We start from the raw sequence: 15,476 nt of genomic DNA, 5'->3' as shown, positions 1-15,476 counted from the left end.
GCGGCGGGCATCCGTAGGGTGGGCTTCAGCCCAACGGCTTCGATGCACCAGGGCGGTGGGCTGAAGCCCACGCTACGCGATCACTTACAGCTTGAGGTAGAGGCGCCGCCGGTCCATCCACCACACGATGGCCCACCAGAACGTCACGAAAACAATGGCGAAGGCCAGTGAAGCCAGCTCCTCGCCGCCCCAGGGCGCGATCCAGCGGGCGAAGCCTTGCTCGTAGACCGGCTGCTGCCAGCCCAGCGCGGGCAATGCCACCTGCATGAATTGCGACCCGGCATAGGCGGCGATGGCGTTGACGCCGAACCGCCGCCCCAGCGCCGGGAAGCCGCGCACGTCGATCAGCCAGTGGCAGGCCAACAGCGCGAGCGCCGCCCAGCCGCCGGTCCACAGCACGAACGAGGGCGTCCACAGGTTCTTGTTGAGCGGGATCCACCACGACCACAGCGCACCCAGCAGCACCGCCGCCATGCCGGCGGACAGCAGCAGCTTAAGCCGCCGCGCGCGCAGCCACACGCCCGCGCACAGGCCGAGCAGGCTGCTGGCGATCGCGGGCAGCGTGCTTAGCAGGCCCTCCGGGTCGTGCACGCGGCCGGTGAGGGCGTCGCGGTCCCAGACGTAGCGACCGAACACCGCGCCGTCCACGCGGTCGGCGAGGTTGTCCCACTTGGCCAGCGTGCCGCCCGACAGCAACAGCGCGGCGTAGAGGGCCAGCAGCGCGGCGATGGCGATCCACCACGCGCGCCGCGGCGTGTAGATGGCCAACGCCGCCACCACCGCGAAGCACACGCCGATGCGCTGCAGCACTCCCGGCCAGCGCATGTCGCGCCCGGGCAGCCACCACGCCGCCAGCGCGTTGATCGCCACGCCCAGCGCCACGATGCGCAGCGCCCGCCACAGCGCGGCGTTGCGCAAGGCACCGGGCGCGGCGCCCTGTTCCCGCCGCGGCAGGACCGCCAGCGCCACCGACACGCCCATCACGAACAGGAAGAACGGAAACACCAGGTCGGTCGGCGTGCAGCCGTTCCAGGCGGCGTGGTCCAGCGGCCAGTACACGTGATCCCAGCTGCCCGGATCGTTGACCAGCAGCATGCCGGCCACGGTGAGGCCGCGCAGGGCGTCCAGCGAGGCGAGGCGGCCGGGCGCGAGGCCGATGGCCGCCGGCGTGGTTGCGGGTGCGGGGGAACGAAAACCTGCCCCAGCGCGCGCCGGCGGTGGCGACGTCGCCATCAGGGCTTCGCTTGCAGCGACACGCGGCCCAGCGCGTACAGCGGGCCATCGGTGGGCGCGGTGTAGATGAGGCACAAGGCGTGCTCTCCCGCCTGCGCGGGCAGCGTCGCGTCCAGCGCGAACCGGCGCGGGCTGCGGGCAGGATCGGGCAGCGGCATGCTGGCCAGCACCGGGCCGTCGCAGCGGTCGGCATGCACCACCAGCTCGCCGAACGGCGTGGCGTGCGGGCGCGTGATCACCCGGTTCGCCTCGTGCGCCAGCTGGAAATTGCGCTCCAGCCGCACAGCGTCGACATGGATCGCGCCGACGCCGTCCATCAGCGTGGCCGGATACAGCTGGCAGGCATCGAACAGGTTGACCGCGTACACCGGCTGCGTGCTGGCCGCGTCGGGCATCGGCTGCAGGAGCAGGCGGAAGTTGCCGCTGGGGCAGTTCGCCAGCTCCGTCCCTGCCAGGCTGAGCAGGCTGGCGCGGTCGAGCACGCGCTCGCGCGGCGCGGCCAGCGCGCTGCCGTCGGCAGCGAAACTCGCGGCGCGCACGGTGGCCGGCAGCGTCACGTTGAACGGCGTGTCGTAGCGCGGCGAGGCCGGCGTGGGCGTGCTGCCGTCCAGCGTGTAGTGGATGGCGCCGTAGCCGGCCTGGTTGGACAGCGTGACGGTGGCCTTGCCGGTGAGCCGCGCCACGTTGCGGTCGGTGCCGATGTCCACCGCGAAGGCGCCGTCGGCCGCCTCGATGTGCTGCATGCGGTAGCGCGCCATTTGCGCGGGCAGGCGGGCGAGGAAACCCGGCCAGTTGTTGCTGCTGGCCGGCGACCAGGCCACTTCGGCGAGCGCGTCCAGCCGTGGGAACACCTGGTGCTCCACGTGCGCCATGGTGGGCATGTGCTCGGTCCACGCATTGGCCTGCACGCCCAGCACGTGCCGCGCCTGCGCCGCACCCAGCACGCTGGGCACGGGCTGGAAGGCGTACACGCTCTGCAGCGACTCGACCCCGAGGCGGCCGGCGTACTCGTCGGCCAGGTCGCTCTGCACATGGTCGAAGTACAGGCCCGGCGAGGGCGACATCACCACGTCGTGGCCCAGCAGTGCTGCCTTGACGGCGCCGTCGGTGCCGCGCCAGGACATCACCGTGGCATCGGCCGGCAGGTTGTCGCCCTCGAGGATCTCGTCCCAGCCGATCAGCTTGCGGCCGTGTTGCTGCAGGTACCGGCCGATGCGGCCGATGAACCAGCCCTGCAGGGCGTCCTCGCTGGTGATGCCGAGCTCGCGCATCTTCGCCTGCACCGCCGGCGAGGCCTTCCACTGGTCCTTGACCGCCTCGTCGCCGCCGACGTGGATGTAGGGCGAGGGGAACAGCGCCATCACCTCGTCGAGCACGTGGCCGATGAAGGTGAAGGTGTCCTCGTCCACGTTGTACAGCCAGGGATGCACGCCGGCGTCGGCGGACACCGGCGGCCGCTGCCCGGTGACGCCGAGCTGCGGATAGGCTGCCACCGCGGCCTGTGCGTGGCCGGGCATGTCCAGCTCCGGCACGATGGTGACGTGGCGCGCGGCGGCGTAGGCGACCACCTGGCGGATCTGCGCCTGGGTGTAGAAGCCGCCGTAGCGCGCCGGCTCGCCGTCATGGCCGGCGCCGGGCGGCGTACGCCAGGCGCCGATTTTCGTCAGCTCGGGATAGCGCTTGATCTGGATGCGCCAGCCCTGGTCGTCGGTAAGGTGCCAGTGCAGCACGTCCAGCTTGTGCTGGGCCATCTGGTCGATCAGCCGCTCGACCTCCGCCACGCTCTGGAAGTGGCGCGCCGAATCGAGCATCAACCCGCGCCAGCCGAAGCGCGGCCAGTCGCGGATGGACAGCGCCGGCACCTGCACCGCGCGCTGCCCGGCGTCAGGGGTGAGCAACTGGTACAGCGTGACCGCGCCGTGGAACAGGCCGGCGTCGTCGCGCGCCTGGATGCGGATGCCCTGCGGGGTGACGCTGAGCGCATAGCCTTCGGCTTCGCTCACCGGGGCCCGGGGATCGCGTTGCAGCACGATGGCGGGCGTGGCCTGGCCGTCCTGGCCGATCTTCAGGTGCAGTCCCCGCGTGCGTGCCAGCAAGTCGATCAGATAGTCGGCCGTCTGCCTGGTCGCGGGCTCGTGGTCGGCGAGCACGATGGGCGTGTGCGCGTCCACGTTGAAGGCGCCTTGCTGCAGCTCGAGCCGCGCCGGCATCGGAATCAGCGCCGGCGGCGTGGCCCCGGCCAGCGCCGCGCGTATCGGCAGCAGGGCGAGCGCGAGCAGCAGGCACGCAGGACGGGACAGGATCGAACGGCGGGTCATCGGCATCTCCTGGGCGGGATGGCCCAGCATGCCACCGCCGCGGCCGGCAAAAAAAAAAGGGCCCGCAACGTACCGACCGGGCCCGAACGGGGAGTGCAGGCCTTCCGTGGCCTGCCTGTCGCGCGATGGATCAGAAGCTCAGGTGCGCATTCAGGTAGTACTGACGGCCGTTCTCGTAGAACGAGGTCGGGATCACCGAGCTCTGGTAGTACTTGATGGTCGGGTTGTTGAGGTTGAGCGCATCCAGGCTGAAGCTCAGCCAGTCGGTGGCCTTGTAGCTCAACGACGCCGACAGCGTGCCGAACGCATCCTGGTAGTACGGGTTGGCGCCGGACAGGCCGATCAGGAACGCCGAGCGGTGGGTGTAGCTCACCCGCGCGCCGAACATGTCGTTCTCGAAGTAGGCACCCACGTTGTAGGTGTTCTTCGAGGTGCCCAGCAGGTGGTTGCTGCCGTCGGCCCAGGTGTAGTCCGAGCTGCCGTCGGCGTAGGTGTAGTTGGCGCTGACGCCGAAGTACTTGCCGATCGGCTGGTCGTACGCCAGCTCCACGCCGGTGACCTTGGCGTCGGCGTTGATCGGCATGGACACCTTGTACGCCTCGAGCTTGTGGGTCAGCTCGCTGAAGAGCATCTGCGTCTGCGTGCCGTAGGCCACGTAGTCCTTCATGTTCATCGAGTACGCGGTGGCCGAGAGCAGGCCACGCGGCATGAAGTACCACTCCAGGCCGGCGTCGAGGTTGGTCGAGAGCACCGGCTTGAGCTTGGGATTGCCGCCGCCGCCGGTCTTGTTGAGGTCCGAGCCATAGGACGATGCACCCAGCGCGGAGTAGTCCGGCAGGGTCTGCGTCTGCGAGGCCGCGAAGCGGAACACCAGGTTCTCGGCCATGTTGAACTTCAGGTTGGCGCTGGGCAGCACGCGGCTGTACTTGTTGTCGTAGTGGCGGCGGTCCCACTGGCCGAACAGGCTGGCCACGTCGGCGGTGGCCGGATCGGTGACCGCGGCGTAGGTGTCGATGCCCTGCTTGATGTTGACGTAGCGCAGGCCCGCGTTGCCGCTCCAGTTGTCGCCCTCGAAGTTGGCCTGGAAGTAGGCGGCGAAGTTCTTCTCGTCCACGCTCCATTCGGCGCCGTAGTTGTGGCGGCCGGTGGGGCCGTCGTTGTTGGCCAGCCAGGTGGAGTTGGCGAGCACGGCGCTCTCCAGCGCGCCCGGGGTGAAGTACCACAGGTTGCGCGGGAAGTTGCCGCCGATGCCTTCGGCGAAGCCGCTCGGGTAGTTGGCGGTGGCGCCGTTCTTCAGCGTCGACCAGATGTCGCCCGGCGTGGCGCCTTCGGGCGACTGCGCCTTGCGGTCGTGCTTGGCGTAGCGCACGCCATAGTTGAAGGACTGCAGCGCGCCGGCGTTGAAGTACTGGGTGAAGTCGCCGGTGAACCAGTTCTCCTTGTCCAGCGCGCGCACTTCCTGGTTGCCCCAGGTGCCGAAGCTGGTGACGCCGGCCGGGCTGATGTCGCCGCCCACGCTCCAGTCCACCGGCGAGCTGTTGCCGTGCGTGGTCCAGCTGGCGCCGCCGCCGTTGGCGGCCGTCACCTCGGCGATGAACTGGCGCGGCGTCTCGCCCACGCCCTTGGTGGTGCCGGCCTGGAACGTGGCCGACACGTTGTCGGAGATGTTCCAGTCCGCGTCCAGGGTGTAGTACTGCGTCTTGGACGAGGCCTTGCGGTAGATCATGTCGTACACGATGTAGTTCGTGCCCGGCACGCCGGCGTAGGTGGCGTTGGTAAGCACGCCGTTCTGCACCGTGTAGCCGGGCTGGGGCGCCTGGCTGGTGCCGAAATTGCCGCCCCACAACATGAAGTTGCGGTTGTAGTTGTTGGCGTCCATCTTCGAATAGAAGCCGCTCACGCCCAGCGTCAGGTCCTTGCTCGGGCGGAACTGCACCTCGACCAGGCCGCCCTTGCGGTCGCGCTCCTGCTCGAACAGCGTGGCGCCCAGCAGGCCGGGCACGGACACGCCGGCCAGGTCGGGGTGGCTCTGCGCCAGCGGCGAGGTCGGGTCGATCACCGCGAAGCCGCCGGGGATCTCCTGGGCCTCGCGGCGCAGGTGGCGCTTCTGCTTGAACGCCTGCACCAGCACGCCGAACGTGCCGTCGGTGTTCTTGTAGTTGAAGAGGCCGGAGAACTGCGGATCGGTCTTCTGCGGTTCATCGGCATAGACGGCGCCGACGCTGAGGTTGCCCGAGTACTGCTTGTCGAAGTCCAGCGGCTTGCGCGTGATGATGTCGACGTTGCCGGTGGTGCCGCCGTCCTGGAAGCGCGCCTCGGAGGACTTGTGCACCTCGACCCGGCTGACCAGCTCGGAAGGCAGCAGGGTGTAGCTCACGCTGCGGCCGACGTTGTTGCCCTGGCTCAACACGAACCAGTCGGCCGAGCCCACGCCGTGGCCGTTGATCAGGGTCTGGGTCAGGCTCGGGCTGGTGCCGCGCAGGCTGACGCGGTCGGCCTCGTCGAAGCCGCCCTCATCGGCGCTGGAGGAACTGATGTTCACGCCCGGCAGGCGCTGCAGGGTATCGGCCACGTTGTGCGCCGGCAGCTTGCCGACGTCCTCGGCGGTGACCACGTCCACCACGGAATTGGCCTCGCGCTTGATGTCGAGCGACTTCTGCGTCGACTCGCGGATGCCGGTGACGGTCACCGTGGCGAGCTCCTTGGCCTTGGCCTTGTCGGCCCGGGTGCTGCTGGTGGTTGCGTTCTGTGCCGCGTCCTGCGCATGCAAGGCACCGGCGAGACACAGGCTGGCGAGAATGCTCGCGGCTAACAGCGTTTTGCGGTGTGACATGGTCGTCCTCCCCTCAAGAAGTCCAGCGCCGGGCGATGGTCGGGGCGCTGCTGGTTGTCTGGGCTTGCGCCCGGTTCGATAGTCGTTGACAGCTAACTCATCCAGCGCCGGCATAACCGGCGATCGCCATGCCGGCCGCGCCGATCACGCCGTGCTGGCCGTGCTCCATCAGTCGTACGGGTACCTGTTGCAGGAACGGGCGCATCACGCCCTTGTTGAAGAAGCGCTCGCGGAAGGAGCTGACCAGCAGCAGCTGGCGGATCTGCGGCAGGATGCCGCCGGCGAGGAACACGGCGCGCGCGCCGTAGAGCAGCGCCAGGTCGCCGGTGAAGCTGCCGAGCAGGCCGCAGAAGACCTCCAGTGCCTCGATCGCGGCGGCATCGCTGCGCGTCAGCGCGGCGTAGGTGATCGCGTTGGGCTCGGCCAGCACGGCATCCCTGCCCTGCAGCGCGCTGACTGCGCGATAGAGGTTGCGCAGGCCGGGCCCGGACAGCGCGTATTCGAAGGACACGTGTGAGCGCTCGCGCGCGAACAGCCGCAGGATCTCGATCTCGCGTTCATTGCCGGGCGCCAGCGCGATCTGCCCAGCCTCGGTGGCGAGCACGCTCGCATGCGGCTGTCCCTGCAGCAGCACCGCCGAGCCCAGGCCGGTGCCCGGCCCCATCACCAGCACCGGGCCGTGCTGGCGCGGCGCGGCGGCCTCGATCACCGGCAGCGTGTCGGCATCGGCGAGGAACTGGGTTGCCCAGGCGACCGCCTCGAAGTCGTTGATCACCGCCAGGCGATCGAGCGCCAGGCTGTCGCGGATCTCGCCGATCGACACCGGCCAGGCCAGGTTGTCGTTGACGATGGCGTCTTCCAGCACGTAGCCGGCACAGGCCACCACACATTCCCCGATGGCAGCGGGTGCGTCGAGGTAGGTGACGAAGTGCTGCAGCACCGCGGTAAGGCTGGGCCACTCGGCGCAGGCGTAGCGCTGGTAGCGCAGCACGGTCACCGGGCTTGCGCCATCCGGCCGCCGGCTGACCAGGCCCACGCGCGCATGCGTGCCGCCGACATCGGCGGCCAGCAGCAGCGATTCCTGCGGCAGGCGCTGCGGCGCACTCCTTGGGTTGGCGACCTCGGCCACGCGATTCCTCCCTTCCCCCAGTCCGGCGTCCCAGGACGTCGGCGGGGCGGAGTCTGGACAGACGATGACAACGTTGTCAACGGATCTTGCCGACAATTCGGCAAAGTCGTTTCACGCAGCGCAGCACCGGATGGGCGGAAATCCAGCCGGGGCCGGGCGAAAACCACAAGGAATCGCATTCGGCTGCGGCTTGTCGGACTTCTTCAGGCCCCGCCCCGGCGTGACGCGATGCATCAACGAAACGCCACATAGGCCATCAGTTGGGTGGCGGGAAGCGGCCAACGAGGCGATGCCGTCAGGACATAAATTGACAACGTTGGCCCGCAAGCCCCATAAAGCCGGCCGGGGAGCGGCCGCGCCGGCGGCGCTCGCATCGCACGCGCCTGCATCCGAGGAGAGCCGTCCATGTCGTCCACCACGCTCGCGGCCGACCAGCCGAAGGCTTCCACGCTCGGGCCGATGCTGGTCATCGGCGTGCTGTTCTTCATCATGGGATTCGTGACCTGGCTGAACGGGCCGCTGATCACCTTCGTCAAGCTGGCCTTCAATCTCGACGATGTGATGGCTTTCCTGGTGCCGTTCGCGTTCTACATTTCCTACCTGGTGTTCTCCCTGCCCTGCTCGGCGATCCTTCGCCGCACCGGCATGAAGCGAGGCATCGCGGTGGGCCTGTTCGTGATGGCCATCGGCGCCGCGCTGTTCAGCCAGTTCGCACCGATGCGCATGTATGCCGGCGCGCTGTCCGGGCTGCTGGTGATCGGCGCGGGCCTGTCGATGCTGCAGACGGCAGCGAACCCCTACGTCAGCATCCTCGGCCCGATCGAGAGCGCGGCGCAGCGCATCGCCTTCATGGGCATCTGCAACAAGGTGGCGGGCATCCTGGCGCCGATCGCCATCAGCGCGGTCGTGCTGCGCGGCATCGACGGCATCGATGCGCAGATCAAGTCGGCGCCGACCAATGCGGCGCGCGAGGCGCTGCTCAACGCGTTCGCCGGCAAGGTGCACGTGCCCTACCTGATCATGGCCGCCGTGCTGGTGGCGCTGGCGGCCTGGATCGCGATCTCGTCGCTGCCGGAGATCAAGCCCTCCGGCGCCAACAGCGAAACCTCGGTGGGCCACGCGCGCGGCGGCCTTTTCAGCTTCCCGCACCTGTGGCTGGGCGTGCTGTGCCTGTTCCTGTACGTGGGTGTGGAGGTGATGGCCGGCGACGCCATCGGCACCTACGGCGCCAGCTTCCACCTGCCGCTGGACCAGACCAAGTTCTTCACCGCCTTCACCCTGGGGGCGATGCTGCTCGGCTACCTGGCGGGACTGGTGCTGATTCCGCGCTTCATCAGCCAGCAACGCTACCTCGCGGTGTCGGCGGTGCTGGGCGTCGTGTTCAGCCTGGGCGCCTACGCCACGACCGGCTACGTCTCGGTGGGGTTCGTGGCGGCGCTGGGCTTCGCCAACGCGATGATGTGGCCGGCCATCTTCCCGCTGGCGATCCATGGCCTGGGCCGGCACACCGAGGCGGCCTCCGCCTGGATGATCATGGGTATCGCCGGCGGCGCGATCATCCCGCAGCTGTTCGCGCACCTGAAGGCGCACGTCGACTTCCAGCTGGTGTTCGCGGTGCTGATGGTGCCGTGCTACCTGTACATCCTCTTCTACGGCCTGCGCGGCTACCGCGTGGGCCTGCGTGACGGCGATGGCGCGCGCGCGAAGTGAAGGCGCCGCCACGCCGGCGTGGCGCTGGGCTAGGATGGCGCGCCGAATCCGCGGAGAAGCCGTCTTTGCTGCACGCCACCATCAAGGATGTCGCCAAGCGCGCCGGCGTGTCGCTGAAGACCGTATCGCGGGTGATCAACCGCGAATCCTCGGTGCGCGAGGACACGCGCGAGAAGGTCGAGCGCGCGATCGAGGCGCTGGGCTACCGCCCCAACCTCTCCGCGCGCAGCCTGCGCAGCGCGCACTCGTACGCGATCGGGCTGGTCTACGACAATCCCAACGCGCACTACGTCATCAGCATGCAGAACGGCGTGCTGTCGGCCTGCCGGGAGCGCGGCTTCGGCCTGCAGATCCATCCCTGCGATTCCACCTCGCCCCAGCTGGCCGAGGAACTGTGTGCGCTGGTGCGCCGCTCGCGCCTGGCCGGACTGGTGCTGGCGCCGCCGATGTCCGAGCAGCCGCAGCTGATCGCCACGCTGAAGGCGCACGACATCTGCTTCGTGCGCATCCTGGCCGCGCGCACCGACCCGGCCGACGGCTCGCCCTGCGTTTGGGTGGACGACCGCGATGCGGCCTACGCGATCACCGAGCATCTGATCCAGCTCGGCCACACGCGCATCGGCTTCCTGTGGGGCGAGCCGCACCACCGCTCCAGCCCCGAGCGCTACCAGGGCTATGCCGACGCGCTGAAGGACTACGGGCTGCCGCTCAACAAGAAGCTGATCCTGCCCGGCCGCTACGCCTTCGACGACGGCTTCCGCGGCGCGCGCAAGCTGCTGGCGCTGAAGGAGCCGCCCACCGCGATCTTCGGCAGCAACGACGAGATCGCCGCCGGCGTGCTGGCCGCCGCGCGCTCGGCCGGGCTGGACGTGCCGTGGGACCTGTCGATCGCCGGCTTCGAGGACAACCCGTTCTCCAAGCAGGCCTGGCCGGCGCTGACCACAGCGCGCCAGTCCACCGCCGAGATCGGCCGGCATGCGGCGCTGCGGCTGATGGCCGAGCTGCAGCAGGACGGATCGGCACCGGACACCGCCAACGAGGGCTTCGTGCCGGAGCTGGTGGTGCGCGGGTCGACGGCGCCGCCGAAGAAGGGCTGAGGCGAACCACCCCGGACACGCTCCCCGCCCTTCGACTTCGGCCCTGCGGGCCTACGCTCAGGGCGAACGGTGGAGAAAAGACCGTTGGCCCTGAGCGTAGCGAAGCGAAGTCGAAGGGCTGCCGCAACCTCGCGCACGTGAGCCCCTCTCCCACCGGGAGAAGGGTCGGCATCGCCATGCGCCCTGCTCCGCCCGCACACTCACCCGCTTGCCGGCGCCCTCTCCCGACGGGAAAGGGAGCGCAGGTTCCGACTTCTCCGCTTCCCCGGACTCGCCATGAAATCAGCCGATGACACCCTGATGTACCAGGAGGCGCACGCCGCCGCCGACGTGATCGCCCACCAGCTGGATGCCAACGCAGGCCTGCTGGCCGAGCTCGGCGGGAAGCTGCGCGCGCGGCCGCCGCGCTGCATCGTCACCTGCGCGCGCGGCAGTTCCGACCACGCCGCCGCCTACGCCAAGTACGTGTTCGAGACGCGCCTGGGCGTGGTCACCGCCTCGGCCTCGCCGTCGGTCAGCTCGATCTACGACGCACCGCTCAACCTTGAGGACGCGCTGTTCGTCGCCGTCTCGCAGTCGGGCAAGAGCCCGGACCTGCTGCGCAGCGCCGAGGCTGCGCGCGCCGCGGGCGCGCAGGTGCTGGCGCTGGTCAACGTGGAGGACTCCCCGCTCGCCCGCATGGCCGACACCGTGGTGCCGCTGCGCGCCGGTCCCGAGCGCAGCGTGGCGGCGACCAAGAGCTACCTCGCCACGCTGTCCGCGGTGCTGCAGCTGACCGCCTACTGGAGCGGCGAGGAAGCGCTGCACGCCGCACTCGATCGCCTGCCCGGCGACCTGCGCGAGGGTTGGGGTGCGGACTGGTCCGCGCTCGGCGACGGCCTGCGCCACGTGCACAACCTGTTCGTGGTCGGCCGTGGCTACGGCTTCGGCGCGGCGCTGGAAGCGGCGCTCAAGTTCAAGGAAACCTGCGGTCTGCATGCCGAGGCCTTCAGCGCGGCCGAGGTCAGGCACGGACCGATGGCGCTGGTCGGCGCGGGTTTCCCCGTGCTGGTGTTCGCACAGGACGACGGCACGCTGGAGAACACCCTCGGGCTCGCCGCCGAATTCCGCGCCCGCCATGCGCGGGTGTGGGTCGCCGCGCCGGGCGCGAGTGGGCCGGACGCACTGCCGCTGCCGGCCGGCGTGCCCGCGATCACCGCACCCTTGCTCGCGGTGCAGAGCTTCTACCGTGCCGCCAGCGCGCTTTCACTGGCGCGCGGCTACGATCCGGACGTGCCGCCGCACCTGCGCAAGGTCACCGAGACGCTATGAGTCCTACGCCACCGATCGCCCTGCTCAACGGCCGCGTGCTGACCGAGGACGGCCTGCGCGACGACCTGGCCGTGCTCGTGCGCGAAGGCCACGTCGCCGCGCTCGCCACCCGCGACGATGCGCGCCTGCGCGATGCGCAACCTCACGACCTGGCCGGCGCGCTGCTGCTGCCGGGCTTCATCGACGTGCAGGTCAACGGCGGCGGCGGGCTGCTGTTCAACGACGCGCCCACCGTCGACACGCTGCGCGGCATCGCCGCCGCGCACCGCCGCTACGGCACCACCGGCCTGCTGCCCACGCTGATCACCGATACCGCCGCGAAGATGCGCGCCGCGCTCGATGCGGTCGACGCGGCGATCGCGCAGGGCGTGCCGGGCATCCTGGGCATCCACATCGAGGGCCCATTCCTTTCCCCCGCGCGCAAGGGCATCCACGATGCCTCGCTGTTCCGCACGCCCGATGCCGACGACCTGCTCGCGCTCACCGCGCAGCGCCGCGGCGTGGTGATGCTCACGCTCGCGCCGGAGCGGGTGGAGGCTTCCTTCATCGCCCGCCTGGTCGCCGCCGGCGTGCGCGTGGTCGCCGGCCACACCGCCGCCGACTACGCCACCACCCGCGCCGCGCTCGATGCCGGCGTGTGCGGCTTCACCCATCTCTATAACGCGATGACCCCGCTCACCAGCCGCGAGCCGGGGGTGGTCGGCGCCGCGCTGGACGACCCCGGCAGCTGGTGCGGGCTGATCGTCGACGGCCACCACGTGCACCCGGCGAGCCTGCGCATCGCGCTCAGCGCCAAGCCGCCGGGCAAGTGCGTGCTGGTCACCGACGCGATGCCGCCGGTGGGCGGCACGCGGCCGGACTACGTGCTCAACGGCCACACCATCACCGCCCGCGACGGCATCTGCATGAGCGACGACGGCGTGCTCGCCGGCAGCGCGCTGGACATGGCCGGCGCCGTGCGCAACAGCGTCAACCTGCTCGGCCTCACGCTGCCCGAGGCCGCGCGCATGGCCAGCGCGTATCCCGCCGAATGGCTGGGCCTGGAGCAGACCCACGGCCGCATCGCTGCAGGCCAGCGCGCCGACTTCGCCGTGCTGGACGACACCTTGCACGTACGCGAGACCTGGATCGGCGGCATGCGCCATGCCGCCTAGGGTGCACGGCGGGACGACGCAACGCCGCTTCTTTGCCACGCCTTTCTGCTAGGTTGGCCGCCCTGCCCACCCGCCGGACGCACCCGATGCCGCTTCGCCCGCTGTTGCCGCTGCTTGCCGCCGCCCTGCTCGCCGGCTGCGCCGCGGGCGTCACCCGGCCCATCGCGGCGCCCGAGGGCAGCCGTGCGGATGTGGCGATCCTGGAGACCACCGACGTCCACGCCAACGTCCTGAGCTGGGATTACTTCAAGGCCAAGGCCGATCCCACCGTCGGCTACGAGCGCACCGCCACGCTGATCCGCCGGGCACGCGCGGAGTTTGCCAACACGTTCCTGTTCGACAGCGGCGACACCATCCAGGGCACCGTGCTGGCCGACTACCAGGCGCTGGTCGCGCCGCTCGGTTGCGACCAGGAGCTGGCGATCTACCGGGCGATGGACGCGATCGGCTACGACGGCGGCACCGCCGGCAACCACGAGTTCAACTACGGCCTGCCGTTCCTCTCGCAGGCTACCGGCACGCCGATGGACATCGACGGCAAGCGCACGCCGCGCTGTGCCGGCCCGCACTATCCGCTGGTGCTGGCGAACGTGTTCGACACGCAAGGCGAGCCGATCTTCAAGCCGTGGACGATGGTGACCAAGACCATCGAAGCCTATACCCGCGACGGCAGTCGCCTGCAGTTGCCGCTCAAGGTGGCGATCATCGGCTTCACGCCGCCGCCGATCCTGCAATGGGACCGGCGCAACCTGGCCGGCAAGGTCACCGTCAGCGGCGTGGTCGAGGCGGCGCAGCGCTACCTGCCGCAGATCCAGGCGCAGCACCCGGACCTGGTGGTGGCGATCCTGCACGGCGGGCTCGACGCCCATTCCTACACGTCGCAGATGGAGAACGGCGGCTGGTACCTGGCCGGCGTGCCGGGCATCGACGTGCTGCTGCTGGGCCATTCGCACACCGAGTTCCCCGGCCCGCACTACGCCGGCATGCCGGACGTCGACGCCGTGCGCGGCTTCGTGCGCGGCAAGCCGGCGGTGATGGGCGGCTTCGAGGGCAAGGACCTGGGCGTGATCAGGCTCGCGCTCGAGCGCACCCACGGGCGCTGGACGATCGACCGTGCCGACACCCGCAGCGAAGTGCGCTCCATCTGCCCGAAGAAGAACGAATGCGTGCCGGCCGACCCGGCAATCGCCCCGCTGGTGGCCACGGTCCATGCTGCCGCGGTGGCCTACGTCGACACGCCGATCGGCGACAGCACCGTGCGCCTGACCAGCTATTTCGCCGACGAGGGCGACATGAGCGCGCTTGCCGTGGTGAACGCCGCGCAGCGCGACTACGTCGAGCGCGAACTGCCCAAGCTGCATCCGGAGCTCGCCGGCGTGCCGGTGCTCGCGGCCGCGGCCGCGTTCCGCACCGGCTTCGGCGGCCCCGGCGACTACACCGACGTGCCGCCCGGCCCGCTGACCCTGCGCAGCGCGGCGGACCTGTACTTCTATCCGAACACGCTGGCCGCGGTGAAGATCGACGGCGCCGGCCTCAAGGCCTGGCTGGAGAAGTCGGCCGAGCGCTTCAACCGCATCGACCCGGCCCGGGCCGGCGAGCAGGCGCTGATCGACACGCGGGTGCCCGGCTTCAACTTCGACCAGATCCAGGGCGAACTCGCCTACGCGATCGACGTGAGCAGACCGGTCGGCCAGCGCATCGTTGCGCTCAGCTACCGCGGCAAGCCGGTCGCGCCCGGGCAGGCCTTCATCGTCGCCACCAACAACTATCGCGCCAGCGGCGGCGGCAACTTCCCGGGCCTGGATGGCAGCAACACCGTGCTGGCCGCGCAGGATGGCGTGCGCGAAATCGTCGCGGCCTGGCTCAAGCGCGCCGGCCGGCTCGAGCGTGCCGCGCTGCCGGCCGCGTCGTGGCGCTTCGCCCCGCTGACGACGCGCGGTCCGGTCACCTTCACCGCCGCCAGCGGCAAGCAGGCGATCGCCGCGGCCGATGGCGCGAAGGGCATCCGGCAGTTGCGCGACCACGGCGACGGCACGGCCACCTACGCGATCGACCTGGCCCACTGAGCCGGCCCAGCCGGGGCAGCAGCGCTGCCCCGGCGGCGCTTCACACCCGCTTGATTGACGCCGGCCGCGCCCGGCCGTTATGGTCGAGGCATGTCGCCGTTCTCCATCCACGCCCGCCTGCCTTTCGCTCCGGCCCTGCCGGACGGGGCGGCGCGCGCCCGCGCCATCGCGCAGTCCATCGCCACCACGACCACCACGACCACTACCCGTTCCGGGTGGGTGTCCGTGCGCGCTTAGGTTCCATCACGCAACGGCCCCGCCCTCGATGAGGCGGGCCGGGATGCAAGCACCTACCGAATCCGTCGCACGAGCCCAGGGGCTTCCACCAGGAGGCTTACCATGGACATCCTCGCGTCACCGATCGAACCGTCAATATCACCGCCGCACGTTGCCGTGCGGCCTGCCGCGCGCCCGCTGGCGCTGGGCGTCATCGGCCCCGGACGGGTCGGCAGCGCGCTGCTGGACCAGCTGTGCATGGCGCGCGACCGGCTTGCCGCGCGCGTGGGCCTGACGCTGCAGCTGCGCGGCGTGGTCACCCGCAACCGCATGTGGCTCGATTGCGACGACCCGCAGCTCAACCGCCGCAGCGGCGCGCAGGTCTGGCGGCCCGCCGAACTGGACGCCT

General features: G+C 70.2%; 9 protein-coding genes and 1 pseudogene. 6 read left to right on the top strand and 4 right to left on the bottom strand.

Annotated features, from left to right (window positions below):
* Window positions 1–84: 84 nt before the first annotated feature.
* From HOQ08_RS09445 to HOQ08_RS09430, 4 genes are all read right to left on the bottom strand, one after another.
* On the bottom strand, window positions 85–1,233 hold the full coding sequence (locus HOQ08_RS09445) for a heparan-alpha-glucosaminide N-acetyltransferase domain-containing protein (protein ID WP_291193632.1): 1,149 nt from the start codon (window positions 1,231–1,233) through the stop codon (window positions 85–87).
* Window positions 1,233–3,551 carry a family 20 glycosylhydrolase gene (locus HOQ08_RS09440; RefSeq protein WP_291193630.1) on the bottom strand — a complete coding sequence of 773 codons (2,319 nt, stop codon included), beginning with the start codon at window positions 3,549–3,551 and terminating at the stop codon, window positions 1,233–1,235. The genes HOQ08_RS09445 and HOQ08_RS09440 overlap by 1 nt, the downstream gene beginning before the upstream one ends.
* Before the next feature lie 130 nt (window positions 3,552–3,681).
* Window positions 3,682–6,384, bottom strand: a complete 2,703-nt coding sequence (locus HOQ08_RS09435; RefSeq protein ID WP_291193628.1) for a TonB-dependent receptor — start codon at window positions 6,382–6,384, stop codon at window positions 3,682–3,684.
* A 97-nt stretch (window positions 6,385–6,481) separates the two neighbouring features.
* The gene (locus tag HOQ08_RS09430; RefSeq protein ID WP_291193626.1) at window positions 6,482–7,513 is read right to left on the bottom strand and encodes a glucokinase; all 1,032 of its coding nucleotides are present in this window, start codon (window positions 7,511–7,513) and stop codon (window positions 6,482–6,484) included.
* Between the two features lie 405 nt (window positions 7,514–7,918).
* On the opposite strand from HOQ08_RS09430, the gene HOQ08_RS09425 reads away from it, so the two are divergent.
* From HOQ08_RS09425 to HOQ08_RS09400, 6 genes and pseudogenes are all read left to right on the top strand, one after another.
* Entirely contained in the window at window positions 7,919–9,223 is a 1,305-nt protein-coding gene (locus HOQ08_RS09425; protein ID WP_291193624.1) for a sugar MFS transporter, read from the top strand.
* 65 nt (window positions 9,224–9,288) lie between these two features.
* Window positions 9,289–10,320 carry a LacI family DNA-binding transcriptional regulator gene (locus HOQ08_RS09420; protein ID WP_291193622.1) on the top strand — a complete coding sequence of 344 codons (1,032 nt, stop codon included), beginning with the start codon at window positions 9,289–9,291 and terminating at the stop codon, window positions 10,318–10,320.
* Window positions 10,321–10,596: 276 nt separating this feature from the next.
* Complete coding sequence (locus tag HOQ08_RS09415) at window positions 10,597–11,631, top strand: SIS domain-containing protein (RefSeq protein ID WP_291193620.1); 1,035 nt, start codon at window positions 10,597–10,599, stop codon at window positions 11,629–11,631.
* Window positions 11,628–12,785 (top strand): N-acetylglucosamine-6-phosphate deacetylase, encoded by a 1,158-nt coding sequence (gene nagA, locus HOQ08_RS09410; protein ID WP_291193618.1) that lies wholly within the window; start codon window positions 11,628–11,630, stop codon window positions 12,783–12,785. The genes HOQ08_RS09415 and nagA overlap by 4 nt, the downstream gene beginning before the upstream one ends.
* A gap of 86 nt (window positions 12,786–12,871) precedes the next feature.
* Entirely contained in the window at window positions 12,872–14,851 is a 1,980-nt protein-coding gene (locus HOQ08_RS09405) for a bifunctional 2',3'-cyclic-nucleotide 2'-phosphodiesterase/3'-nucleotidase (RefSeq protein ID WP_291193616.1), read from the top strand.
* A gap of 339 nt (window positions 14,852–15,190) precedes the next feature.
* Window positions 15,191–15,476 (top strand): annotated as a pseudogene (locus tag HOQ08_RS09400) (homoserine dehydrogenase); the annotation flags it as partial.

The sequence above is a fragment of the Frateuria sp. genome, from assembly GCF_013362045.1.
Classification (GTDB): Bacteria; Pseudomonadota; Gammaproteobacteria; order Xanthomonadales; family Rhodanobacteraceae; genus Frateuria_A.
Note: the sequence above shows the minus strand (reverse complement) of the source record. Positions and strands in the feature narration are given on the sequence as shown.